The following is a 23,333-nucleotide window of genomic DNA, read 5'->3' as shown; positions in this document are numbered from 1 at the left end:
TCTCACCGGGAGCCGAACCGGTAGCCGAAGCCGCGCACGGTGTGGACGTAACGGGGCCGGCCCGCGGGCTCGCCGATCTTGGCCCGCAGGCGCTTCACGCAGGCGTCCACGAGCCGCGCGTCCCCGTGGTAGTTGTGTTCCCACACCGCTTCCAGGAGCTGCTGGCGGCTGAACACCTGCCCGGCCGAGGCGGACAGGGTGAGCAGCAGCCGCAGTTCGGAGGGGCCGAGGGCGACGGGCCGGCCCTGGTGGGTGACGGTGAGGCCGGCCCGGTCGATGACCAGGTCACCGTGGTGTTCGGTGCGGGGTGTGCCCAGGTCGTCCGACGCGCCGCCCACGCGGCGCAGCACCGCGCGGATGCGTGCGTCCAGGACGCGGGCGCGGACCGGCTTGACCACGTAGTCGTCGGCTCCGGCCTCGAGTCCGACGACGATGTCGGTGTCGTCGCCGCGGGCGGTGGCCATGATGATCGGCACCTGGTCGTGGGCGCGTATCCGGCGGCACACCTCGAGGCCTGGCATGCCGGGCAGCATCAGGTCGAGGATCACGGCGTCGGGCCTGAAGGTCCGCAGCTGCTCCAGCCCGTCCTCGCCCGTCACTGCGGCGGCGACCTCGTGTCCCTGGCGGCGCAGTGCGAGGCGCACGCCCTCCCGGACGGCGCGGTCGTCTTCGATGATCAGGACCCGTGGCATGCGTCTCAGTATGCGTATGAACGTGCGAACGTCCTCGCGCGGGTGACGGCTGTTACACAGCGGTCCAAAAGCGGTCCTCGGGCGATCACACGGCGGGGGCACCCTTCGTGATCATGAACGAGCACCGATCGACGTCCTCGCCGCCCTCCGCCGCGGCCCGCCGGCGCCGCCGCGGAAGCCCCGCCCGCCGCAGCCGGGGCGGGAAGCCGCCGATGCTGTGGGCGGGGGTGGTGGCCTGCGTCGTGCTGCTGCTCGCCGGCGGTCTGGTCCTCGAGGAGCGTGCGGAGAGCTCCGGCCGCTCCGCCGACGCGACCGATGCCGCCGGGTCGTCCTCGGCGGCCGAGCGGCCCGCCTCGCGCGAGGCCGTCGAGACGGAGGGTGTGGAGAAGGACGGTCCAGACCCCGAGGCCGGAAAGGAGCAGGAGCAGGAGAAGGAGAAGGAGGGGGGTAAGGGTCGGGACCCCGGCTCGATTCCGTCGTCCGGGCCGGGGACGTTCGCCACCGCGGGCGGCGCCGGTGACCGGGTCGGCGGGAGCGGGCGGACGCTGACCTACGTGGTCCAGGTCGAGGACGGCATCGGAATCCCGGCGCGGGACGTCGCGACCGAGGTCGAGCGGATCCTCGCCGACGAGCGGGGCTGGACGGCGGACGGGAAGGTGGGGTTCCGGCGGGTGTCCGGCGGCACGTCCGACTTCCGGGTACGGCTCGCCACGGCGGAGACGGTGGACGACATCTGCGGGCAGTACGGTCTGGACACCGGGGGCGAGGTCAACTGCAACGTGGGCCAGGACGTCATGGTCAACCTCAAACGGTGGCTGCTGGCCACGCAGTACTACGCGGACGACGTGACGTCCTACCGGGCTCTGATCATCAACCACGAGGTCGGCCACTTCCTCGGCCACGGCCACGTGGGGTGTCCCGGGGCGGGGCGGCCCGCGCCGGTGATGATGCAGCAGATCAAGGGACTGCACGGATGCCGGACCAATGTCTGGCCCTACGACAGCGACGGCCGGCTCGTCACCGGGCCGGCCGTCGGCTGAGGAGAGGTACCGTGCGCCTCGGACGCCCGCCTCGGGGCGAGCACCCGCGTTCAGGCGGTGGAGGCCCGCGCCACCGGAATCCACCGCTCGGCGTCCGCCCGCGCCCGGCGGTTACCCGCGCCGGTCGGTCGCGGATTCGGCGCAGTCCGGGTTGTGGCACGTGCCCGGACGCCACACCGGAACGTTGATCCCGAGCGTCTTGTGCCGATGGACCTCGGCGGGGACGTGGTGGCCGCAGGACGGGCAGGTGTGCCCGCGCTGCACGTCCGCCTGCCGTGTTTCCTGCTTCGTCTTCGTCTGCCGCGTGTGACTGCTCATGGCTCTCACGTCCACACCTGAAAGGAAAGTTTCGAGGAGCTTTTACCCCTACTTTACGTTCGTATGTCCGGCTGGAACAGTCCCGTGCCACTTCGGCACCTCACCGGGAGTCGTGTCGTCCTGCCGGGGGCGGGGCGAGGGCCTCCTCGTCGGGTCCGGCCCCGGCGGCCTCGTCGGGTGCCTCGGTGGGGCGACGCAGGCTCAGAATCACCGATGCCGTCAGGACCACGACGATGACCGCCAGACTCACCGTGGACGGGATTTCCGGCACGGAGGGGCTGACCATCTTGTGCGTCGCCTGGAGGATGAGCTTGACGCCGATGAAGCCGAGGATGATCGCCAGGCCCTTGCTCAGGTAGTGGAACCGGTCCAGGAGTCCCGACAGCAGGAAGTACAGGGCCCGCAGGCCGAGGATGGCGAAGGCGTTGCTGGTGTAGACGATGAAGGCGTCGTCGCTGACGGCGAGCACCGCCGGCACGCTGTCCACGGCGAAGATCAGGTCGGCCGCTTCGATCGCGGCGACGACGGCGAGCAACGGTGTCGCGACACGCTTGCCCGCCTCCTTCACGAAGAACTTCGGGCCCGCGTAGGTGTCGCGCACGGGAATGACTTTGCGCAGCAGGCGGACGGCGAAGCTGCGGCCCGGGTCGAAGCTCTCCTCCTCGCCCTTGAGGATCTTGTAGACGCTGTAGAAGAGGATGGCCGCGAAGACGAACAGCACGGCGGTGAACCGGCTGACCACGGCCACGCCGGCGGCGAGGAAGACGCCGCGGAACACCAGGGCACCGATGACACCGAAGAAGAGGACCCGGTGCTGGTAGGCGCGGGGCACCTTGAAGTAGGCGAAGATCAGGGCGAAGACGAAGAGGTTGTCGACCGAGAGGCTCTTCTCCAGCAGCCACGCGGTGGTGTACTCCGTGCCCGCCGTCCCGCCCAGGACGAGGAAGACGACCCCGCCGAAGACGAGGGCGAGCCCCACCCACAGCCCGCTCCAGGCCGCCGCTTCCTTGAATCCGATGACGTGAGTGTCACGATGGGCCAGCAGGTCGACGACGAGCGACACGACCACGGTCGCGGCGAAGGCTATCCAGAGCCAGAACGGCACATCGAACATGCGGGCCTCGCAATGATCCGCAGGGACACACCCCTACACCCGAGTGTGCCCCACGCGACGGCCGGGGACGATCTCAGCGGTCCTCGGCCAGGGGGGCCGGACGCTGCGCACCGGACGTCACGCCGTCGGCCCTGGCCGCGTCGGCGAGGGCCTGGGCGGCGGCCTCCGCGGCCTGGGCCGTGTCGCTGGCGGCCTGGGCAGCGCCCTCGTCGGAGGGCTTCTCGCGAGTGGCGGGCGACTGGGGCAGCGCTTCGGTGAAGGCGCGGGACACCCCCTGAAGCGCGGAGGTGACCTCGCTGGGGATGACCCAGAAGGTACTGCCCGACCCCTGGGCGAGCTGGGGCAGCACCTGGAGGTACTGGTAGGCGAGGAGTTTGGGGTCGGGGTCGTTGCGGTGCACGGCCTGGAAGACCTCGTCGATCGCCCGGGACTGCCCCTCGGCCTTGAGGATCTCGGCGGTGCGGTTGCCCTCCGCGCGCAGGACGGCGGCCTGCTTGTCGCCCTCGGCGGTGAGGATCTGCGACTGGCGCTGCCCCTCCGCGCCGAGAATGGCGGCCCGCTTGTCCCGCTCGGCCCGCATCTGCTTCTGCATCGCGTCCTTGATGGACTGCGGGGGGTCGATGGCCTTGATCTCCACCCGGTTCACGCGCAGCCCCCACTTACCGGTGGCCTCGTCGAGCACACCGCGGAGCTGGCTGTTGATGGTGTCGCGTGACGTGAGGGTCTTCTCCAGATCCATGGAGCCCACGACATTGCGCAAAGTGGTGACGGTGAGCTGCTCGACCGCCTGGAGGAAACTCGCGATCTCGTAGAAAGCCGCGCGTGGATCGGTGACCTGGAAATACAGCACGGTGTCGATCTCGACGACCAGGTTGTCCTCGGTGATGACCGGTTGCGGTTTGAAGGAGACGACCTGTTCCCGGAGATCGATCACCGGATAGACGCGGTCGATGTACGGAATGACGAGATTCAGGCCGGGTTTCAGGGTGCGGTGGTAGCGGCCGAGCCGTTCGACGTTGCGGGCGCGGGCCTGGGGCACGATGCGTACCGCCCGCACCACGGTGAAAACCGCGAGCAGCGCTACGATCACGCCTGCGATGAGGAACGCCGAGGCTTCCATGGTCACTCCCGGGGGTAGACGAGTGCGGTGGATCCGCTGATCTCCATCACGTCGACGGTCGCTCCTCGAGGGATCACCAGCGTCTCGTCATAGGAACGGGCCGTCCATTCCTCGCCGCCGATACGGACCCTGCCCTCCATGCCCGTCACCTCGGAGACGACGTAGGCGGCCTTTCCGACCAGCGCGTCCACGCCGAAACGCTCCCTTTGGGGCCGGAGGACGTGGCGCAGCGCGATGGGGCGTACGAAGATGAGGGTGACCGTGGCGACGAGGGTGAACACCACGAACTGGAATGGTGGTGAAAGTCCGGCCGCGGCGGATCCGGCCGTGATCAGCGCGGCCGCACCCAGCATTCCGAGCGCGGCGGTGAGGGTGAAGATCTCCGCCACGATCAGAACCGCTGCGACGATCAACCAGATCAGCCATGGATCCATTACGACCCCCTCCTGCAAGGTGTGGGTGCGCGAATGGCTGGGCGTATACCTCTGTTTTACCTTCTTCCAGGAAAACAGAACCCACCCGTTACTGTCACTGCTCCGACCGCACTGGCCCGGCCTTCCCGCTGGACCACCTTCGGCATCGAGCGGACGGGACCTCGCCGGGTTGATCGATTTCAACCGCGCGCATCCGGCCGAGCGGACCTGCTTCGCCGGTCAGGAACTGTTCGAGCAGGCCCTGGGGACGCCCGCGACCACCGACCCGCGGTACCGGGCGATGCGCGCCGAGTTGACGGATCTCTCCCGTCGGTCGATCGACGAGACCACGACCGCGCACCACCTGGACGCCATCGCCTCCCCGGCGAACCCGCCCGCGGGGACGACCGGCTGTGCGCGGGGCGACAACGATGTGCTCCCGTCCTCCACACCGGCCGCCGTCGCCGGATACCCGTCGCCGGGTACCCGTCGCTGTCCGTGCCGGCTGGGCCCGTGAACGGACTGCCGGTCGGCCTGCTCCTGATGGCCGGCGACCACCAGGATGCCGAGCTGCTGTCGCTGGGAGCCGCGGTGGAGGGCCGGCCGGACGCCTGGCCTCGGTCAGGTCTTCCGGCCCCCGGTCTGTCCGTCAGGTGCGGGTGCAGTCCGGTCAGGAGGGGGCAGAGGCGTGATCGTGTGCGTGGTCCGCTGTCCGGCCGGGCCTGAGCCCGCGGCGGACGAGCGCGATCAGGGAAGGTCCTCCGCGAAAGCACCACAGGGCGATGACCGGATCGCAGATCGCACACGCCAGGGACGAGTCGTGGTAGAACGGCAGGATCGGATTGCCCTTGAGGTGGTGGACCATGTCCCAGGCCGTGTGGAGCAGCCAGCCGACGCCGATGAACGTCCAGGAGTCCAGGCCGCGGTAGGCGACGTAGGCCACGAGTGCCACGAATGGGAGCTCCCACGTGCCGAATCCTCCCCCGCTCAGATAGGCGGCCCCGGCTCCGCCCACCATGATCGCGTTGAAGCGGCGTCGGTGCGGTTCCTTGATCAGGGACATCAGCAGGCAGTAGATGACGCCGACGATCACCGGTGATACGAGGTTCATGACGGGATGACTTCTTCCTCCTGGGGGCGGGCCGAATCGCCGCGGTCGAACCGTCGCAGCGCGAGCAGCCCGCCGGCGCCCGGAACGAGGGCCAGGATCTTGACGGCGGCCGGAGCCTGCTCGAGGCGCCAGGTCGCGATGACGACGAACAGGTAGGCGCAGCCGTGGGTGGGGCCCATCAAGGATGAGACGGGCTTGAGGTGGACGGTGAACACGTTGGTCAGCATCACGATCAGGGAGATCAGCTCGGCGTGAGCCGCGATGCGCAGATGGGGCGGAGGCCGGAGGTGCATGGTCATGCCCCCGTGGTGGAGCCGGGACGAATGATCACCAGGGCGGTGACGGTGGCCCAGAGCAGGTTGAAGACGCCGGTGGCCATGGCGAGGCGGCGCGGTGCCGGGGGCGTGGCGCCGGCGGCTGCGGGCCGACGGCGACGATGGTGCGAGGACCGGAGAAGCCTGGTCACGCCTGGTGCTCCGGGGTGGTCTGGCGTTCGCCGGTGACCTTCGAAGACGGAAGGCGGCCGGCCTTGGAGGTGCCCTGGAGGGTGTCACCGTTCACTGTCACGTCGAACGTCATGTTCAGCCGCATGGGCTTGGTGATGGCCTGCTTCCAGGTGAGCCGGTCGTCGACGAGGGTGATGTCGGCGAGTGTCACTTCCTCGCCGGCTCCGTGGGCGACGCCGGTCAGGATGCCGTCCTGCTCACGGAGTTCGACCACGGCCTTGATCTTGCCGATGGGGGTGGAAACCGACAGGTTCCAGGTGCCTTCGACGGACATGCTGATGTTCTTCCTGACTGTGCAAGGGGGATGGTGAGCGACCGGACCCGCGAAGGGCCGGGTGCTCAGAGGGTGGTGGGCGTCGGGCCCTGCGCGCGCCATACGGTGCCGCGCCGCTCGTGGGAGAAGAGGTCTTCGACGGCGTGCGCGACGCGGGGGCCCACCTCGCGCTCCAGTAGGTACAGGCCCAGATCGAGACCGGAGGTCACGCCGGCGCCGGTGATCAGGTCACCGTCGTCCACGATGCGGGCCCGGACCGCGTGGGCGCCGGTGGCGTCCAGCAGGTCGAGGCCCATGTGGTGGGTGGTGGCGTGACGTCCCCCCAGCAGGCCGGCCATGGCCAGCACCAGCGAGCCGCCGCAGACGGTGGCGACGGTGATGTCCGGGTCGTCCATCGCCTGCTCGAGGAGCGCGGGGAGCTCGGTGGCCAGCGTGCGGCCCAGCAGCACCGGGATGAACTCGTCCTGCCTCCACTCGCCGGCGCCCGCCTCTTCCTCCGGGACCTCGCCGGGTTCGCCCACGCGGCCGGAGGCGCCGGGCACCAGAAGGATGTCGGCGCGCTCCAGGTCGAGGGCGCCGGCGGCGCGCAGCGTCAGTCCTCCGGTGCCGCTGACGACCTCACGAGGGCCCTCTGCGGTGACCAGCTCGACGGTCACCGCGCCGTCCGACGCCAAGCCGCCGGCGTACAGCACCTCGTAGGGGGCGACGGCATCGAGCGGGTCGAAGCCATCGAACAGGACGACCTGGATGTGCATGGACTTTCCTCGGGGTCGACTTCCATCGGGACGCTCCGAAGTCAACCGGCCTTCCGGGGGCTCGCCTAGTGGCACTAGTGACAGACCTCGACGGGATAGCGCCAACGCCTTCACAAAGGGCGTGAGCTGCGGAGATGTGGAGCTTACGGAATGCCGGCCCGAGCCCGTCAGGCTGACGGGGAGGCGGGTTCCGGCCATGCTCACGGTCGCTGTTCTCGCGTGGGATCAGGTGATCCCGTCCGACCTGTCCACCCCGATCGAGGTCTTCTCCCGGACCCGCCTGCCCTACCCTCGCGCCGACGTCGATCGCCCGGCCGGTCCCGTGCTGGCGCGGACGATCAACGCGGGATCGACGGACGCGGCCTCCGGCGCAGCGTCGGGGTCCGCGATGTGGCGCAGCAGGTGGGCGACCGCGAGGGTGCAGGGTGGTCCGGTCGCCGAGGCGTTCGGGTTCCAGCACGGTCAGGGTGTTGTCGCCGGGGGGCAGCCGGTTCCGGGCTTCGGCGAGGCTCTGCGGACGCACCGTTCACTCCCGTGCGAGCGATGCCATCTCCCTCGTGGTGCCGCCTCCTTCGGCTGCGCCGCCGGGGGGCGGCGCTCCCGCTCCCTGCGAAGGAGCCCTGGTGTGCGCGGAGGCGCCAGCGCGTGGCCAGAGCCGAACGCGTCCTGATTCCGGACCGGGGCACGCCCATGACGTTCTCGCGCGTGACCTTCCCTACCGCAAGGCCGATACTGCCGACAGCAGCACGCCAGCCGGAACCCGCCTCGGTCCGCTCAGCGGCACGAAGTACCGGAACCAATACTGACCAGCAAAAACGTAGGTCAAGGACTCGCCTACTACGCTTCCCAGGAGGTATCCCGTGAAGATGCTCATCAACGTCCCGGAGACCGTGGTCGCGGACGCGCTACGCGGTATGGCGGCCGCCCATCCCGAGTTGACCGTGGATGTCGAGAACAGGGTGGTCGTGCGACGGGACGCCCCGGTGGCCGGGAAGGTCGCCCTGGTGTCGGGGGGTGGCTCCGGGCACGAGCCGCTGCACGGCGGGTTCGTGGGGCCCGGGATGCTCTCCGCGGCCTGCCCGGGCGAGGTGTTCACCTCGCCGGTGCCGGACCAGATGGTACGGGCGGCGGCGGCCGTGGACAGCGGGGCCGGGGTGTTGTTCGTCGTCAAGAACTACACCGGTGACGTGCTCAACTTCGACATGGCCGCCGAACTGGCCGAGGACGAGGGCATCCAGGTCGCCAAGGTGCTGGTCAACGACGACGTGGCGGTGACGGACAGCCTCTACACGGCCGGGCGGCGCGGTACGGGGGCGACGCTGTTCGTGGAGAAGATCGCCGGGGCCGCGGCGGAAGAGGGCCGGCCGCTGGAACGGGTGGAGGCGATCGCCCGCCAGGTGAACGACGGCTCCCGCAGTTTCGGTGTCGCGCTCAGCGCCGTCACGACGCCGGCCAAGGGCAGCCCCACCTTCGACCTGCCGGCCGGTGAGCTCGAACTGGGCATCGGCATCCACGGGGAGCCCGGCCGGGAGCGACGCCCGATGATGACCTCGGGGGAGATCGCCGAGGCCGCCGTGGACGCGATCCTGTCCGACCTCACCCCACGCAACCCCGTCCTGGTCCTGGTCAACGGCATGGGCGCGACGCCGCTGCTGGAGCTGTACGGCTTCAACGCCGAGGTGCACCGCGTACTCGGCGATCGCGGTGTCGCCGTGGCCCGCACCCTCGTCGGCAACTACGTCACCTCGCTGGACATGGCCGGGGCCTCGGTCACCCTGTGCGAGATCGACGAGGAACTGCTCGGGCTCTGGGACGCCCCGGTGAAGACACCGGGTCTGAGGTGGGGCATGTGAGGGTGGACGGGGAAGGGATCGCAAGGTACCTACCAGGCAAGGAGATCCAGTGCTCGACGCCGACTTCTTCCGCCGTTGGATGACGGCGACCGCCGCGTTGGTCGACCGCGAGGCGGAACGGCTCACCGCCCTCGACTCCCCGATCGGCGACGCCGACCACGGCAGCAACCTCCAGCGCGGGTTCACGGCCGTGACGGCCACGCTGGAGAAGGAGGCACCCGACACGCCCGGCGCGGTCCTGACGCTCGCCGGGCGCCGGCTCATCTCCACGGTCGGCGGTGCCTCGGGGCCGCTGTACGGGACGCTGCTGCGCCGTACCGGCAAGGCGCTCGGCGACGCCGCCGAGGTGAGTGAGGGTCAGCTGGCCGAAGCGTTGCGGACAGGGGTGGACGCCGTACGGACCCTCGGGGGCGCCGCACCGGGCGACAAGACCATGATCGACGCCCTGGTTCCCGCCGTGGACGCCCTCGGCGACTCCTTCGCCGCGGCCCGCGCCGCGGCCGAGGAGGGCGCCGAGGCCACCGTGCCGTTGCAGGCCCGCAAGGGCAGGGCGAGCTATCTGGGCGAGCGCAGCATCGGGCACCAGGACCCCGGGGCGACTTCGGCGGCGCTGCTCGTGGCGGCACTGGAGGAGGCGTCCGGTGAGTGACGCGAAGCTGGTCGGGATCGTGCTGGTGTCGCACAGCGCCGAGGTCGCCGCGTCCGTGGCCGGGCTGGCGAAGGCCCTGTCGGGCGGTGGCGTGACGGTGCCGGTCGCGCCGGCGGGCGGAACCGCGTCCGGCGGGTTCGGTACCAGCTCCGAGCTGGTGTCCGCCGCCGCCGCGTCCGTGGACCGGGGAGCGGGGGTCGCCGTCCTCACCGACCTGGGCAGCGCGGTGCTCACCGTCAAGGCGCTGCTCGCCGAGGGCGACGAACTCCCCGAGAACACCCGTCTGGTGGACGCCCCCTTCGTCGAGGGCGCGGTGGCGGCGGTCGTGACGGCCGCGACGGGTGCCGACCTCGCGGCCGTCGAGGCGGCGGCCGCGGAGGCGTACTCCTACCGGAAGGTCTAGCCGCTACTCCGACCGGAAGGTCTGGCCGCTACTCCGACCGGGAGGTCTGGCCGCGGCTCCGCCCGGTGGGTCCAGTCGCGGTGTCCGGTGGCCGGGGAGGCGGCGGGAGGACACGCCCCCGCCGCCCCGGGAACCCGCCCGCCCGGGCCGTGCCACCGGCGTACCGCGTCAGGTGAGGCCGCTCGCGGCGGCGCGGAGAGCGGTGCGCAGGGTCGCGGCCAGTTCGGCCCGCGCCGTCGCGGCGTCGGCGCGGGTGTCGGCCGTGTGCCAGGCGTGGTGTTCGACCGCCGCGCGCAGCGCCGCGTTGAACATGGCCGCCTGGATCGCCGGCCGCAGATCGCCCGCGGGCAGCCCGGCCCGTTCGGCGAGGGCGCGGGCGAACTCCGGTTCGGCCTCGTCGTAGGTCCGCAGCCAGACCGCTCGCAGGCCCGGTTCGGTGCGGGTCAGCCGGACCAGTGCCCCGACGGTGGCGTGCGCGGGGCCGGCGAGGAGACGGTCGTTGTCCGCCGTCCGCTGCTCGAGGTCGAGGGCCTCGTCGAGGGGCTGGCCGGGCGGCCACTGTCGCAGCGAGTCGGCGATCAGCTCGACGCCGGCCGCGAGCAGCGGGCGTACGCAGCTTTCCTTGGTCGGGAAGTAGCGCCACACCGTGCGTGCCGAGATGCCGGCCGCGCGGCCGATCTGCTCGCCCGTGGTCGCGGCGACCCCCTGGGTGACGAAGAGGTCCACGGCGGCGCGGGCGATCTCCAGCCGGATCTCGGCCTTGCGTTCCTCGGTCAGGGGCGGTCGTCCTGTGCGTCCGCGGGCTGCGGCCATCTGTTCCTCCGGCGCCGGTGATGTCTCTCCCGGGATTCTCCACGACTACTTTTTGTCGCTCACCGACATTAAGTCGTAGAGTGACCGGGCAGCGGGCACGGCGCCCCTGGACCTCACGCGAAGGAGCACCACATGAACGGCGGACCGGGCGGGCGCAGTGTCATCGTCACCGGGGCGGGATCGGGCATCGGGCGGGCCGCCGCCCTGGCGTTCGCCGCGCAGGGCGACCGTGTGGTGCTGGCGGACCTGAACGCCGAGGGCGCGGACACGGCCGTCCAGGAGATCGAGCGGGCGGGCGGCACCGCCGTGGCCGTGACGGGCGACCTGAGCGAGCAGGCTGTCGTCGACCGGGTGACGGCGACCGCGGTCGAGCGGTTCGGCGGCATCGACGTCCTGGTGAACAACGCCGGGATCATGGACCGGATGTCGGCGCTCGCGGACGTGAGCGACGCCGAGTGGGAGCGGGTGCTGAGGGTCAATCTCACCGCTCCCTTCCTGCTGACCCGCGCGGTACTGCCGCACATGCTGGCGGCGGGCCGGGGCACCGTGGTCAACACCGCCTCGGAGGCCGCCCTGCGCGGCAGCGCGGCGGGCGCCGCCTACACGGCCTCCAAGCACGGCGTGGTGGGGCTGACCAAGTCCTTGGCGGTGATGTACCGGGGGCGGGGCATCCGCGCCAACGCCATCTGCCCGGGCGGCACGCAGACCGCCATCGCCGTGGACGCCGAGCAGGGCGCCCACGGTCCGGCCACGCTCGGGCCGCACTTCGTCAACCTCGGCCGGGTGTCGCAGCCCGAGGAGCAGGCCGCGGCGATCGTGTTCCTCGCCTCGGAGGCGGCGAGCAACATCAACGGCGCGATCCTGCCCGTCGACGACGGCTGGTCCGCCGTCTGAGGCACCCGGCGCCCCCTGAGGCGCGGGCGGCTCAGTCGTCGTCCAGGAACTGCCGCGCCAGCCGCTCCCCTGCCTTCTCGGCGGCGGCCTCGTCCTCGATGGGCTCGACCTCGCTGCCCTTGAAGACGATGTACGTCACGTCCGAGGCGGTACCGCCCCCGTGCGGGTCGGCGGGGATGCCGAGCGACTGGGCGGCGGCGTAGGAGGCCTCGCCGACGAGGTCGCGCGGGCCGACGTCGCCGACGACCGCGTAGCGCACGCGGTCCCCGTGGACGACGGCCGCGACCGACCCGCCGTGGACGTCGTGCTCGCGGTGGTCCCAGATGTCACTCGGCTCGGGTACGACGACGTAGGGCAGGCGTTCGGCGTCCAGAGGGCTGCCGTCCGACCGGGTGTAGGCGGTGGCGGCGGTGAAGTAGGGGTCGGTGGCGCTGTTGCAGTGGTCGCCGGGCCGGCCGTCGCAGTCGACGTCCAGGTCGGCCTTCCAGTACACGGCGTCCCGCGTGCCGCAGACCGGGATGTCGGCCGGCGCTCCGGCGTCGGTGCGGTAGCGCCCGCGCGAGACGGGGTCGCAGCTCCGCGCCTTGGCCAGCAGGTCGACGGCGCGGACGGGCCCCTCCCGCCGGGCCTCCTTCGGCCCGGATCCGGCCCCGGCCCCGGCCCGGATCCCGGACGGCGGAACGGGCCCCGCCTGGGGCTGCGGCACCGGCCCGATCCGGGCACCGGACCTGTCCGCGCGGACCGGCCAGGCCTGGTGCTGGTGACCGGACCCGAGCTGGGCCTGGGGGCCGGGACGGGGCGGGGGCGGAGCACCGGGGAACGCAGTGGGGGCGAGCAGGGCGGCGCTGGCCGCGACCAGTGTCAGCGACTGGACACGCACTATGTGGCCTCTCCTGGGGGACATGGACGGTCACTCGGCCACATCTGTCCCCGAATCGCGCACGCGGCCACCTTTTGTGGGCCAGACGGTGCACGCCCGACCGCCGGCGCGGTACGGAGCGGTGCGCGCCCGGGCACACGACCGGTGGTGCGACCGGGGGCGGGCAGGCCGGGCCCTGTACCGGCTCCGGCCCGCCCGGCCGCCCGCGCCGGCGCGGCATCAGCGACGACAGCGGTCCGCGCCGTGGCACCGAACTCCCCTGTTCCTTCGGGGGCTTCGGCCGTGAGCAGACTCAGCATACGTAACCCTTCCGGAGGGTCGCCAACGACCGCCCTCTTGATGTGGTCGCGTCACGCACGTCATATTGGTCCGGACCATTACCCGTGAGCCGAGACCGGCCGGAGTCGAGCCGAGCCGAGCCGAAGAGGTCCTGGAGGCAGAGCCGTGCGAGACGCGCCCGTTCCCGCCCTGCCCGCCCGCGTCTCCGTCCCGCGCCGCTGCGCCCTGGTCTGCGGCGCGCTCGCCCTGATCACGTCCTGCGGGTGGGGCACGGGCGAAGACGGCGACGGGAGCGGCGGGCCGCCCGGGGCACCGACCGGCGTCACCGCCGAGGCGGGCAGCGCCACGACCGTGCACGTGATGTGGAACGCGGTGGACGGCGTCGAGACGTACGAGGTCCACCGCCGCGGCACCTTGGTGAAGGAGGTGGCGGCGTCCGACCGCATGGTGGACATCACCCGGCTGCGCCCCTCGACCGCCTACGCCTTCACCGTGCGGGCCCGCGACGCCGGCGGACGGCTGGGACCGCACAGCCGGGAGGTGCGGGCGACCACTCCCGCCGCCGTCGCCGACGACTCGGCCCCGACGCGCCCGGCGGACGTCCACGGCCGGGCCGCGGGCAGCCGGGCGGTCCAGCTCACCTGGTCCGCCTCGACCGACGACCGCGAGGTGGTGTCGTACGACATCCACCAGGGCGGGACGAAGGTGCACAGCGTCGGTGGCGGCCAGACGGCGGCGGTGGTCACGGGGTTGCGCGCGGGTACCCGGTACTCCTTCACGGTCCGGGCGCGGGACGCGGCCGACAACGTCTCCCCCGCCGGCGCCACCGTCCGGCTCACCACCCCGGGCTCCGACGACGGCCGCGCCACGGCGCCCACCGCCCTGCGCGCGGCCTCCCACCGCGCCGACGGGGCGTACTACATCGATCTCACCTGGGTCCCGCCGCGGACCGGCGGCCTGGTCACCGAGTACCAAATCCACCTGGACGGCCGCCCGGCGACATCACTCGTCTACGGCGCCGACGCGCCGCGCGACCGGGCGGAGTACAGCTTCTACGCGGGACCGGAGGCCGGAGTCACGCACCGGGTGCGGGTGCGGGCCAGGCTGTCCGACGGCACCTGGGGCGGTCTGTCGGCGGAGCGGAAGGTGACCACGGGCGACGGCGGGTGACGTCACGGCAGTCGTGCGGCCGGCCGGCGCGTCACCTGGGCGGTCGCGCTCGGCATGCGGGCACGGCCGCCGCCCTGTTGGCTGCCCGTGAGGCAGCACGGGTGTTTCCGATCTCGGCGGCGCAACCGGATGTACCGCCGACCGTGCCGCCGGAGGGCAGTCCACATGCGCATCTCATCGCCACTTCTCCGCTCCGGCCTGACCGTGGCAGCCGCCGCGCTGCCCGTCGCCCTGGCCGCCGGACCCGCTTCGGCGGGCCCGGGGATCTCCGTGAGCACCACGGGGACCACCGTGTCGGTTACGACCACCGCCTGCGCCCAGCTCAACGGCAGTTGGGGCACCGCCTCGCTGCTCACCGGCAGCCAGGGGGACTTCGCCCAGGGGCGCCAGGTGGCGCTGTCCGGGACGGCGTCCGGTCAGTCCGCCACCTGGTCGGGCATCAGCCCCGGCACGTACACGGTCATCGTCATGTGCTCGAACAACAGCACCGCCGGCACCCAGACCGTCATCGTCTCCGCGGCGCCCTCTCCTTCGCCCAGCCGCTCCGTCTCCCCGTCCCCCTCCCCCTCCGCGTCGCGTGGTGTCCTGGGCGGTCTCGGCGGGGCGGTCCAGGACTACGGCACGGCCACCCTGGTGGCGGGCGGCGCCCTCGTCGGCACGGGCGTCATCGCTGCCGCCTGGTTCCTGCGCCGCCGTGCCAAGCCGTACCGGTTCTGAGCCGCGGGCGCGGTCAGGCCCGTTCGTCGCCTTCGGGCAGTTCGCCGAACTGCGCCAGCGCGTGCCTGAGCCACTGGGTCCAGAAGGTCTCCAGGTCGATACCGGCGCGCAGCACCAGGTGCCGCAGCCGGTCCTCGGCACTGTCCCTGCCCGGCGGGAAGTCCCGCCTCTCGATCTCCTCGTACTCCGCCAACTGCCGCTCGTGCAGGTCCAGGTGACGGCGCAGGTCCGCCTCGATGCCGTTGGTGCCGACCACGGCCGCGGCCCGCAGCCGCAGCAGCATCGTGTCCCGCAGGGGCCTCGGGTCCTGCGGGGTGGCGGCCCAGCGGGCCAGTTCGTCGCGGCCCGCGGGCAGGACCTCGTAGGACTTCTTCTGCCCGCGGGCCGGCTGCCGGCCGGGCAGCGCGCGGATCAGACCGGCCGACTCCAGCTTTCCCAGCTCGCGATAGATCTGCTGGTGCGTCGCCGACCAGAAGTAGCCGATCGACCGGTCGAAACGCCGGGTCAGCTCCAGCCCCGACGACGGCTTCTCGGCCAGGGCGGTGAGGATCGCGTGCGGGAGTGACATGGGCTCATCCTAGGGACGGCCCACGCGTCTCCTACAGCGCCGCCGCCAGCTCGGTGCCCTGCTTGATCGCGCGCTTGGCGTCCAGTTCGGCGGCCACGTCGGCGCCGCCTATGAGGTGCGCGCTGCGCCCGGCGGCGACCAGGTCGTCGTACAGGCCGCGGCTCGGCTCCTGGCCCGTGCACAGGACGACCGTGTCGACCGCCAGGACCGTGGACTCGTCGCCGATCGTGACGTGCAGTCCGGCGTCGTCGATCCGGTCGTAGCGCACGCCCGGGACCATGGTGACGCCGCGGTGCTTCAGTTCGGTGCGGTGGATCCAGCCGGTGGTCTTGCCGAGGCCGGCGCCGACCTTGGAGGTCTTGCGCTGGAGCAGGTGCACGGTGCGCGGCGGCGCGGGCCGCTCGGGCTCGGCGAGACCGCCGGGCGCGCGGTAGTCCATGTCGACGCCCCAGAGGCGGAAGTACGCCCCGGGGTCCTCGTGCGCCTTGTCGCCGCCGTCGGTGAGGTACTCGGCGACGTCGAAGCCGATACCGCCCGCGCCGAGGATCGCGACCCGGTCGCCGACGTGCGCACCGTCGCGGAGCACGTCGAGGTAGCCGACGACGCTCGGATGGTCGACGCCGGGGATCTCCGGGGTGCGCGGGGTGACGCCGGTGGCGACGACGACCTCGTCGTGGCCGTCGAGGTCGTCGGCGCCGACCCGGGTGTTCAGGCGTACGTCGACGCCGTGCGCCGCCAGCTGCGTACGGAAGTAGCGCAGTGTCTCGTCGAACTCCTGCTTGCCGGGGACCTTGCGGGCGACGTTGAGCTGGCCGCCGATCTCGCTCGCGGCGTCGTACAGGGTGACCTCGTGGCCGCGTTCCGCGGCGCTCACCGCACAGGCCAGTCCGGCCGGTCCGGCGCCGACGACCGCGACGCGCTTGCGCCGCCGGGTCGGGGCGAGGACCAGCTCGGTCTCGTGGCAGGCGCGCGGGTTGACCAGGCAGGATGTGATCTTCCCGCTGAAGGTGTGGTCCAGGCAGGCCTGGTTGCAGCCGATGCAGGTGTTGATGGCCTCCGGGCGGCCCACCGCGGCCTTCGCGACGAAGTCGGGGTCGGCGAGCATCGGGCGGGCCATCGACACCATGTCGGCCGCGCCCTCCGCGAGCAGGCGCTCGGCCACTTCGGGGGTGTTGATGCGGTTGGTGGTGACGAGCGGCACCGTCACCTCGCCCATCAGGCGCTCGGTCACCCAGGTGTAGGCGCCGCGCGGCACGGAGGTGGCGATGGTGGGGATGCGGGCCTCGTGCCAGCCGATGCCGGTGTTGATGATGGTCGCTCCGGCCGCCTCGACGGCCTTGGCGAGCGTGATCACCTCGTCGAGGGTGGAGCCGCCGGGGACCAGGTCGAGCATGGACAGGCGGTAGACGACGATGAAGTCCTCCCCGGCCGCCTCCCGGACCCGGCGCACGATCTCGACGGGAAGGCGCATGCGGTTCTCGTAGGAGCCGCCCCAGCGGTCGGTGCGGTGGTTGGTCCGCGCGGCGATGAACTCGTTGATCAGGTAGCCCTCGGAGCCCATGATCTCGACGCCGTCGTACCCGGCCTCGCGGGCGAGGCGGGCGGTGCGGACGTAGTCGTCGATGGTGCGCTCGACGTCGGCGTCGGTCAGCTCGCGGGGCACGTGGGGGCTGATGGGCGCCTGGAGGGGGCTCGGGGCGACCAGGTCGGGGTGGTAGGCGTAGCGGCCGAAGTGCAGGATCTGCAGGGCGATCCGGCCGCCCTCGCGGTGCACGGCCTCCGTGACGAGCCGGTGCCGCTCCGCCTCCGCCTCGGTGGTGAGCTTGGCGCCGCCCTCGTACGGCCGGCCCTCGTCGTTGGGGGCGATGCCGCCGGTGACGATCAGGCCCACTCCCCCGCGGGCGCGGGCGGCGTAGAAGGCGGCCATGCGCTCGAAGCCGCGCTCGGCCTCTTCCAGGCCGACGTGCATGGAGCCCATCAGGACGCGGTTCGGCAGCGTGGTGAAGCCCAGGTCGAGCGGGCTCAGCAGGTGGGGGTAGCGGCTCATCGGGCCCTCCGTGCGCGGTGTGGTGCCTCTGTTGTAGAGGACGGCCGCCTTCTTATGCAACTAGTTGCACAAGAAGGCGGCGCACACCACACCGCCGCACCGGCGGGCCTCGGTCAGTGGCTCTCCAGCCGTAGGTGCAGTTCCCGCTCCTGATCCCCGGAGGCCGCGCTCAGGTCGTGCACGGTGAACAGGGAGTCCAGCGTGGTGCGGAACCGCTCGATCGCCCAGTAGCCGCCCTGCACATCGGCCTCGACGGACGCCGAGAGCCGGGCCGGGTCGCACCCGCCCCGGGCCTCGGCCACGTCGAAGGTGCCGAGCCACACGGTGGGGCGCACTTCGTGGTGGGTCCGGGGCACCTCGTCCGGGCGCCGGTCGGACGAGTAGCACGCGCACAGGGCCTCGAACACGGTCCGGGCGTCCTCCTTGCTGCACCCGCTCAGCTCGACCGAGACGGACTCCGGATGCAGTCGCTCAGCGTCCATCGTGATCGCTCCTCTCGTGGCCCATACCCCCAGAAAAGCACCACTCGCGGCCCCGCGCGAAGGGGGGGCGGGTCAGTTCCGGGTGAAGCGGTAGGTCTTGCTGTCCGTCAGCACACAGAAGCCCGGCGAGACGACGATCACCCGCAGGGTGCCGGTACGGCGGTCGTAGTCGACGCCCTCCGCCTCGAAGCCGCCGGAGCAGGCGCTGCGCAGAGGCAGCTGCCGCAGGGCGGTGACGTGGCCGGTGACGTCCGCGGTGCCGTTCGGCGCGGCGGACAGGTCGATCCGCAGCAGGGGCTTGGTGATGCCGAAGAGGGTGCCCGCCGGGTCGTCGGAGGAGCACAGCAGCGTGGTCGCGTCGAGGAAGTCGCAGCCCTGGACGTCGCGCACGGCGTGGTCCAGGCGGACGGTGGCCGCCTGCGGGAGGTTCGCCGAGGGCGAGGTGGCGGGGTTGACGCCGGGTGTCGGGAAGACCAGCAGCCGGTCCATGGTGCCCCACTCACCCGAGAGCATCCACTGGCCGTCCGGCGAGATGGCGGACCAGGAGTTGTTCAGCGCCTCGCCGGGGCTGAGCGTGTGCACGTACTCCGACCAGCGGCCGTCCGGTGCCTGCACGCGGAACATCTTGGTGTTCCCGTCGTCCCGCTGGTAGGGCTCGACGTAGTGGCCGTCGTAGGAGGCGTCGGGGTCGCCGACGTGGTTCCAGCCCCGGCCGCTGAGGCTCAGGGGGATGGTGCCGATGCCGGTGTAGCGGTTGGGACTGCCGGCCGGCACCTCGACCGAGGCCAGACCCTGGCTCTCGGTCAGCGGATCGGCGCGGTCGGAGCCCACCTCGGTCCAGGTGCCGGCGTTCGGGGCGGCGTTCGGGGCGGCCGCGGCGGCCGGACCGGCGAGGGCGACGGCGAGGGCGAGGGTGGCGAGTCCGGTCAGGGCCGTGTGACAACGTTGCCAGGGGCGCAGGGACATGGGCGGGCTCCTCGGTGGGGGGTGGGTGGTGCGGCACTCGGCGCACAGTCTGTCCCGCCCGCACGGTCATGTACAGACCAACCTCGGCCGTGCTCCGTGCGGCGGCGGCCGCCGTGCCGGGTGATGCTGGAAGGAGGCGGCAGGGGCCTCGGAGAAACGGCCCTGTGCGCGGCGGAACGCGGTAGAACAAGGGAGTCGGCATCAAAAGGGCGTGCCGCGTGGAACGGCGAAGGCGGGGCGTGGGATGAGTGCAGCCGGGTCTGCCGGGTTCGGGGACGACATGTCGCCGCGCGGACCGGTGCGGCCCAGCGGGCTGCTCGACGTGCTGAACGTGGCCTCGGTCGTGCTGGACACCGACGGCCGGATCGTGCTGTGGAGCCCGCAGGCCGAGGAACTGTTCGGATACGCCGCGTCGGAGGCGCTGGGGCAGTACGCCGCCCGGATCATGGTCCACGAACGGCATCTCGACCTGGTCGTGAAGCTGTTCGCCGACGTCGTGAAGACCGGCCAGAGCTGGGCGGGGGCGTTCCCCATCCGCCGCAAGGACGGCACCACCCGGCTGGTGGAGTTCCGCAACATGCGCCTCCTGGACGACCGGGGGGACGTCTACGCGCTGGGCCTCGCCGTCGACCGGTCCACCGTGCGCCGGCTGGAGCACGACGTGGCGCTGTCCACGCGGGTGATCCGGCAGTCGCCGATCGGACTGGCCGTCCTGGACACCGAGCTGCGGTACGTCTCGGTCAACCCGTCCCTGGAGCACATGAACGGCATGACCGCCGAGGAACACCTCGGCCGGACGGTCCGCGAGGTGCTGCCGCTGGTGGAGGCGGCCCCCTTGGAGGAGGCGGCGCGCCGGGTGCTGGAGACCGGACGGCCGATCGTCGGCCAGCCCGCGACCGGGCGGACGCCCGCCGACCCGGACGAGGAGCACACCTGGTCGCTGTCGCTGTACCGGCTGGAGGACGCCGTCGGTGCCGTACTGGGCGTCGCCGTGTCGGTCGTGGACGTCACCGAGCAGCACCGCGCGGGCGTCGAGGCGGAGGCCGCGCGGCGCCGGCTGGCCGCCGTCGCGGACGCCTCGGCGCGGATCGGCACGACGCTGGAGCTGGACCGTACGGCGCACGAGCTGGCCGACGTGGCCGTGCCGGACCTCGCCGACATCGCGGCCGTGGACCTGCTGGAGGCCGTGGTGAAGGGCCGGCGCAGCACCCTGGGCCCGGCCGAGCCCGCGGTGATCCGGGCCCTGGCCGTGCAGGCGATCGACGCCCCCCGCGCGCTGCGGGCGGCCGATCCGCCCGGCCAGGTGGCCCGGTACGGGCCGGACCGCCTGGTCACCGAGTGCGTGCGCACCGGCCGTCCGGTGCTGGTGAAGCGGGTGACGGAGGAGCACCTGCCGCGTATCGCCCGCTCACCGGAGGCGGCCGAACTGCTGCGCCGGGCGGGCGTGCACTCCTACCTCGCGGTTCCGCTGATCGCGCGGGGCGAGGTGCTCGGCGCCCTGGACCTCAAACGGATCGGCAATCCGCTGCCGTTCGGCGAGGACGACCTGCTGCTGGCCCGGGAACTGGCCGCCCGCGCGGCGGTGCAGATCGACAACGCCCGCTGGTACCAGAACGCCCGCGACGCCGCCCTCACCCTCCAGCGCAGCCTGCTGCCGAGCCATCCGCCGGTGACGGGCGGTCTGGAGGTCGCCTCCCGCTACCAGCCGGCCGAGGCGACCAGCGAGGTCGGCGGCGACTGGTTCGACGTGATCGAGCTGGAGGGCTGCAAGACCGCGCTCGTGGTGGGCGACGTGATGGGCAGCGGCATCGCGGCGGCGGCCTCGATGGGCCGGCTGCGCACCGCGACGAACACCCTGGCCGCCCTCGATCTCGATCCGGCGTTCCTGCTCGGCCACCTCGACCGGACCACGGCCGGCCTGGACCAGGCCATCGCCACCTGCGTCTACGCCGTCCACGACCCGCACCGGCGGCAGTGCCGGATCGCCAATGCCGGACATCTGCCGCCGGTCCGGCTGCGCACCGGCCGGCCGCCGGAACTGCTGGACCTGCCCACCGGGGTGCCGCTCGGGGTGGGCGGCGTCGCCTTCTCGACCACCACCGTCGACCTGGAGCCGGGCGACCGGCTGGTGTTCTACACCGACGGTCTCGTCGAGACGCGCCGGCATCCGCTGGACGAGCGGCTGGACGCGCTCCTCGCCCTGCTGGAGGGCCCCGACCGACCTCTGGAAGAGGTGTGCGACCTGCTCCTGCGCACGCTGCACGAGCCGGATAACTCCGACGACGTGGCTCTGCTGATCGCCCGGGCCACGCCGCCGGACAGGCCGTAGCGGAGGCCGCGCCGTCACCCCCTGACGCCGGTCACCACATGGGCGTACAGGTGGTCCTCGCTGACCGCGAGGCGGGTCGCCAGGCCCGCGCGGGTGAAGGCCTGGACGGTTGCCGGTGCCTGGCGTTCGCTCGTCTCGACCAGCAGGCGGCCGAGCGGTGATGGGTCTCGCCTCCCAGGCGTCCGGCGGCCGGGACCGTCCTCGGCCGCCGGACACATCACCCCGATGGTCAGACGCCGACGCTCTCCTCGGCCTCCTCCTCCGCTTCCTCCACCGCCGCGGACGCGGCCTCCCGCCCGTCCGGCCTCGCGTGCTTGCCGGTGGTCGCCGGCACCGGCGCCGAGCCGCCCCGTTCGTGGAGGGCGGCGACCGCTGTCACCAGCAGGCCGAGCAGCAGCCAGGCGATCAGCGTCCAGACGGCGCGGCCCAGTCCGTCGCCGTCGAAGTACAGCAGGCCGCGGGCGCCCTCGACGAATCCGGCGCCGTTCCAGAAGGCGTGCAGGGTGCCGAAGAAGCCGTTCTGCAGTTCGGGCCGGAACAGGCCACCGGAGCTGGTGAAGTTGAGCATCACGAACAGCACCATCATGGCGAGCGTGGTCCACCGCTTGAGGAAGGTGTGCAGGCCCACGCCGATGAACAGGATGCCCGCGGCGTAGAGCCAGGCGATGCCCCACAGACCGGTGAGGTCGTGGTGGGCGAGGTGGAACACCGGCCCGGCGAGCAGGGCGCCGACGCCGCTGACGACGACGGAGACGCCGAGGGTGAGCAGGGCCCGCACGCGCATCGGCAGGGCCCCGCCTGCGGCGCCGAGGGCGGCCACGGACGCGTAGGAGCCGATGCTGACCGCGATCAGCAGGAAGAACAGGCCCTGGCCGGTGGGGTCGTCGTCGACCGGAGTGGCCACGTCGGTCACCTTCAGCGGGACGCCCCGCTGTTCGGCGAGCGGTGTGAAGACCTTCTCCGCGGCCATCGCGCCCATGTCGGACGCGGCGGTGGCCACCACGACCTCGGGCGCCTTGCCCCCGGGCACGTAGGCGCCGGTGATGTCGCGGGCCCTCAGCAGGTCGACGGCGTCCGCCCGGGTGGCGACGGTCCGTACGTCGAGGTCGTCGCCGGCCCCGTCCTCGACCGACTGGGCGAGCACCTTCGCCTCGGGGCCGGAGCCGACGACGGCGACCGGCAGGTGGTTCGGCTCGGGGGTGACGAAGGCCCCCATGTACGCGAGACCCATCCCGACGCACATCAGCAGCGGGGTGATCAGGTGCGTGAGCACGTGGCGCAGGGCGTGCGGCCTCATCGCTCACATCCTCCAATGACTGGTTCGGCCGACCGGTTCGGCGGCGGCATGTAGTTGGCTTATACAACTGCCTTTCAAGTTGTACTATACAACTAGCGATCCGGAGGAGGACCAGTGACGGCAGCCGAGGTGCCCGATGAGACGACCGTCACCCCCGGCGACCGCCCGGCGGACGCGGCCGTGGAGACCGTCCAGCGGGAGATGACGGCCTTCGCCCGCCGCGCCCGCGCCTCGGCGGGGCGCATGCACCCGGAGCTGTCTCTGGTGTCGTACACGCTGCTCGGCCACCTGGAGGAGCGGGACGGCTGCCGGGCCACCGACCTGGCGGCCCACTACGCCCTGGACAAGTCCACCGTCAGCCGCCAGGTGTCCGCCCTGGAGCGCACCGGGCTCGTCGAGCGCCGCGTCGACCCGGACGACCACCGCGTGCAGGTCCTGCACCTGACCGAGGCCGGACGGCACATCCTGGCCCAGGTCACCGAGAGCCGCCGGACGGCCTTCCGCGAGCGTCTCGCCGGCTGGCCCGAAGACGACCTGATCCGCTTCGCCGCGTATCTGGAGCGGTACAACGCGTGGCAGGGCGCCGCATCCGGCGAGGACCAGGGCTGAGGGCCGCTCCCGGGCCACGTACGGTTGACCGCGT

Annotated in this window: 26 protein-coding genes and 3 pseudogenes; 10 read left to right on the top strand and 19 right to left on the bottom strand. The window is 72.2% G+C overall.

Features of this window, described 5'->3' with window-relative positions; all coding sequences use genetic code 11:
* Nucleotides 1-2: 2 nt before the first annotated feature.
* Nucleotides 3-692, bottom strand: a complete 690-nt coding sequence (locus ACZ4V1_RS29930; protein ID WP_468342159.1) for a response regulator — start codon at nt 690-692, stop codon at nt 3-5.
* A 113-nt stretch (nt 693-805) separates the two neighbouring features.
* Between ACZ4V1_RS29930 and ACZ4V1_RS29925 the strand changes: the two genes are divergently transcribed.
* The gene (locus ACZ4V1_RS29925; RefSeq protein WP_468342156.1) at nt 806-1,732 is read left to right on the top strand and encodes a DUF3152 domain-containing protein; all 927 of its coding nucleotides are present in this window, start codon (nt 806-808) and stop codon (nt 1,730-1,732) included.
* Nucleotides 1,733-1,843: 111 nt separating this feature from the next.
* Here the strand turns inward: ACZ4V1_RS29925 and ACZ4V1_RS29920 are convergent, their stop codons facing one another.
* The 4 genes from ACZ4V1_RS29920 to ACZ4V1_RS29905 form a co-directional block, all read right to left on the bottom strand.
* Complete coding sequence (locus ACZ4V1_RS29920; protein ID WP_468342154.1) at nt 1,844-2,050, bottom strand: hypothetical protein; 207 nt, start codon at nt 2,048-2,050, stop codon at nt 1,844-1,846.
* A gap of 100 nt (nt 2,051-2,150) precedes the next feature.
* The gene (locus ACZ4V1_RS29915) at nt 2,151-3,164 is read right to left on the bottom strand and encodes a TerC family protein (RefSeq protein WP_468342151.1); all 1,014 of its coding nucleotides are present in this window, start codon (nt 3,162-3,164) and stop codon (nt 2,151-2,153) included.
* A gap of 73 nt (nt 3,165-3,237) precedes the next feature.
* The gene (locus tag ACZ4V1_RS29910; protein WP_468342148.1) at nt 3,238-4,284 is read right to left on the bottom strand and encodes an SPFH domain-containing protein; all 1,047 of its coding nucleotides are present in this window, start codon (nt 4,282-4,284) and stop codon (nt 3,238-3,240) included.
* A 2-nt stretch (nt 4,285-4,286) separates the two neighbouring features.
* The gene (locus ACZ4V1_RS29905; protein WP_468342145.1) at nt 4,287-4,718 is read right to left on the bottom strand and encodes an NfeD family protein; all 432 of its coding nucleotides are present in this window, start codon (nt 4,716-4,718) and stop codon (nt 4,287-4,289) included.
* A gap of 154 nt (nt 4,719-4,872) precedes the next feature.
* Here ACZ4V1_RS29905 and ACZ4V1_RS29900 point away from each other — a divergent pair.
* Nucleotides 4,873-5,423: pseudogene (locus ACZ4V1_RS29900) on the top strand (amidase family protein); the annotation flags it as partial.
* Here the strand turns inward: ACZ4V1_RS29900 and ACZ4V1_RS29895 are convergent.
* The 6 genes and pseudogenes from ACZ4V1_RS29895 to ACZ4V1_RS29870 all read right to left on the bottom strand — a co-directional run.
* Entirely contained in the window at nt 5,368-5,808 is a 441-nt protein-coding gene (locus tag ACZ4V1_RS29895) for a DUF6010 family protein (protein WP_468342142.1), read from the bottom strand. The pseudogene ACZ4V1_RS29900 and the gene ACZ4V1_RS29895 sit on opposite strands and share 56 nt — an antisense overlap.
* Nucleotides 5,805-6,107 (bottom strand): DUF3817 domain-containing protein, encoded by a 303-nt coding sequence (locus ACZ4V1_RS29890; protein WP_468342139.1) that lies wholly within the window; start codon nt 6,105-6,107, stop codon nt 5,805-5,807. Before ACZ4V1_RS29890 ends, ACZ4V1_RS29895 begins: the two co-directional genes overlap by 4 nt.
* The gene (locus ACZ4V1_RS29885) at nt 6,104-6,274 is read right to left on the bottom strand and encodes a hypothetical protein (protein ID WP_468342275.1); all 171 of its coding nucleotides are present in this window, start codon (nt 6,272-6,274) and stop codon (nt 6,104-6,106) included. Before ACZ4V1_RS29885 ends, ACZ4V1_RS29890 begins: the two co-directional genes overlap by 4 nt.
* Nucleotides 6,271-6,588, bottom strand: coding sequence for a hypothetical protein (locus ACZ4V1_RS29880; RefSeq protein ID WP_468342136.1), 318 nt, complete (start codon nt 6,586-6,588; stop codon nt 6,271-6,273). The genes ACZ4V1_RS29885 and ACZ4V1_RS29880 overlap by 4 nt, the downstream gene beginning before the upstream one ends.
* A gap of 65 nt (nt 6,589-6,653) precedes the next feature.
* Nucleotides 6,654-7,343, bottom strand: coding sequence for a DJ-1/PfpI family protein (locus ACZ4V1_RS29875; protein WP_468342133.1), 690 nt, complete (start codon nt 7,341-7,343; stop codon nt 6,654-6,656).
* 285 nt (nt 7,344-7,628) lie between these two features.
* Nucleotides 7,629-7,760 (bottom strand): annotated as a pseudogene (locus ACZ4V1_RS29870) (LacI family transcriptional regulator); the annotation flags it as partial.
* Nucleotides 7,761-8,203: 443 nt separating this feature from the next.
* Between ACZ4V1_RS29870 and dhaK the strand changes: the two are divergent.
* From dhaK to ACZ4V1_RS29855, 3 genes are read left to right on the top strand one after another with little or no spacing between them, the layout of a single operon-like run.
* Nucleotides 8,204-9,196 carry a dihydroxyacetone kinase subunit DhaK gene (gene dhaK / locus ACZ4V1_RS29865; protein ID WP_468342130.1) on the top strand — a complete coding sequence of 331 codons (993 nt, stop codon included), beginning with the start codon at nt 8,204-8,206 and terminating at the stop codon, nt 9,194-9,196.
* Nucleotides 9,197-9,245: 49 nt separating this feature from the next.
* Complete coding sequence (gene dhaL, locus ACZ4V1_RS29860) at nt 9,246-9,845, top strand: dihydroxyacetone kinase subunit DhaL (RefSeq protein ID WP_468342127.1); 600 nt, start codon at nt 9,246-9,248, stop codon at nt 9,843-9,845.
* A complete protein-coding gene (locus tag ACZ4V1_RS29855; protein ID WP_468342124.1) occupies nt 9,838-10,248 on the top strand; it encodes a PTS-dependent dihydroxyacetone kinase phosphotransferase subunit DhaM in 411 nt (136 codons plus the stop codon). Before dhaL ends, ACZ4V1_RS29855 begins: the two co-directional genes overlap by 8 nt.
* Before the next feature lie 168 nt (nt 10,249-10,416).
* On the opposite strand, the gene ACZ4V1_RS29850 is transcribed toward ACZ4V1_RS29855, so the two are convergent.
* Nucleotides 10,417-11,061: a TetR/AcrR family transcriptional regulator gene (locus ACZ4V1_RS29850; RefSeq protein WP_468342122.1), complete on the bottom strand. Its 645-nt coding sequence runs from the start codon at nt 11,059-11,061 to the stop codon at nt 10,417-10,419.
* Nucleotides 11,062-11,193: 132 nt separating this feature from the next.
* On the opposite strand from ACZ4V1_RS29850, the gene ACZ4V1_RS29845 reads away from it, so the two are divergent.
* Complete coding sequence (locus ACZ4V1_RS29845) at nt 11,194-11,955, top strand: SDR family NAD(P)-dependent oxidoreductase (protein ID WP_468342119.1); 762 nt, start codon at nt 11,194-11,196, stop codon at nt 11,953-11,955.
* A 31-nt stretch (nt 11,956-11,986) separates the two neighbouring features.
* On the opposite strand, the gene ACZ4V1_RS29840 is transcribed toward ACZ4V1_RS29845, so the two are convergent.
* Nucleotides 11,987-12,835 (bottom strand): glycoside hydrolase family 75 protein, encoded by an 849-nt coding sequence (locus tag ACZ4V1_RS29840; RefSeq protein WP_468342117.1) that lies wholly within the window; start codon nt 12,833-12,835, stop codon nt 11,987-11,989.
* Nucleotides 12,836-13,279: 444 nt separating this feature from the next.
* On the opposite strand from ACZ4V1_RS29840, the gene ACZ4V1_RS29835 reads away from it, so the two are divergent.
* On the top strand, nt 13,280-14,284 hold the full coding sequence (locus ACZ4V1_RS29835; RefSeq protein ID WP_468342114.1) for a fibronectin type III domain-containing protein: 1,005 nt from the start codon (nt 13,280-13,282) through the stop codon (nt 14,282-14,284).
* 165 nt (nt 14,285-14,449) lie between these two features.
* On the top strand, nt 14,450-15,001 hold the full coding sequence (locus ACZ4V1_RS29830) for a hypothetical protein (RefSeq protein WP_468342111.1): 552 nt from the start codon (nt 14,450-14,452) through the stop codon (nt 14,999-15,001).
* 13 nt (nt 15,002-15,014) lie between these two features.
* Here the strand turns inward: ACZ4V1_RS29830 and ACZ4V1_RS29825 are convergent, their stop codons facing one another.
* The 4 genes from ACZ4V1_RS29825 to ACZ4V1_RS29810 form a co-directional block, all read right to left on the bottom strand.
* Nucleotides 15,015-15,569, bottom strand: a complete 555-nt coding sequence (locus ACZ4V1_RS29825; RefSeq protein WP_468342108.1) for a PadR family transcriptional regulator — start codon at nt 15,567-15,569, stop codon at nt 15,015-15,017.
* 31 nt (nt 15,570-15,600) lie between these two features.
* The gene (locus ACZ4V1_RS29820) at nt 15,601-17,616 is read right to left on the bottom strand and encodes an FAD-dependent oxidoreductase (protein ID WP_468342106.1); all 2,016 of its coding nucleotides are present in this window, start codon (nt 17,614-17,616) and stop codon (nt 15,601-15,603) included.
* A 113-nt stretch (nt 17,617-17,729) separates the two neighbouring features.
* A complete protein-coding gene (locus tag ACZ4V1_RS29815) occupies nt 17,730-18,098 on the bottom strand; it encodes a hypothetical protein (RefSeq protein ID WP_468342103.1) in 369 nt (122 codons plus the stop codon).
* Between the two features lie 72 nt (nt 18,099-18,170).
* The gene (locus ACZ4V1_RS29810; protein ID WP_468342100.1) at nt 18,171-19,064 is read right to left on the bottom strand and encodes a hypothetical protein; all 894 of its coding nucleotides are present in this window, start codon (nt 19,062-19,064) and stop codon (nt 18,171-18,173) included.
* 244 nt (nt 19,065-19,308) lie between these two features.
* Between ACZ4V1_RS29810 and ACZ4V1_RS29805 the strand changes: the two genes are divergently transcribed.
* Nucleotides 19,309-21,393: a SpoIIE family protein phosphatase gene (locus ACZ4V1_RS29805; RefSeq protein WP_468342097.1), complete on the top strand. Its 2,085-nt coding sequence runs from the start codon at nt 19,309-19,311 to the stop codon at nt 21,391-21,393.
* 14 nt (nt 21,394-21,407) lie between these two features.
* On the opposite strand, the pseudogene ACZ4V1_RS29800 reads toward ACZ4V1_RS29805, so the two are convergent.
* Both ACZ4V1_RS29800 and ACZ4V1_RS29795 read right to left on the bottom strand, forming a co-directional pair.
* Nucleotides 21,408-21,554, bottom strand: a pseudogene (locus tag ACZ4V1_RS29800) (putative protein N(5)-glutamine methyltransferase); the annotation flags it as partial.
* A gap of 68 nt (nt 21,555-21,622) precedes the next feature.
* Nucleotides 21,623-22,690 carry an ABC-2 transporter permease gene (locus ACZ4V1_RS29795; protein ID WP_468342094.1) on the bottom strand — a complete coding sequence of 356 codons (1,068 nt, stop codon included), beginning with the start codon at nt 22,688-22,690 and terminating at the stop codon, nt 21,623-21,625.
* A 114-nt stretch (nt 22,691-22,804) separates the two neighbouring features.
* On the opposite strand from ACZ4V1_RS29795, the gene ACZ4V1_RS29790 reads away from it, so the two are divergent.
* A complete protein-coding gene (locus ACZ4V1_RS29790) occupies nt 22,805-23,299 on the top strand; it encodes a MarR family winged helix-turn-helix transcriptional regulator (RefSeq protein WP_468342090.1) in 495 nt (164 codons plus the stop codon).
* The last annotated feature ends 34 nt before the right edge of the window (nt 23,300-23,333 follow it).

It is taken from the genome of Streptomyces sp. NPDC028991 (assembly GCF_055564775.1).
The sequence above is the reverse complement of the archived record's forward strand: the minus strand, read 5'-3'. Positions and strand labels throughout refer to the sequence as shown.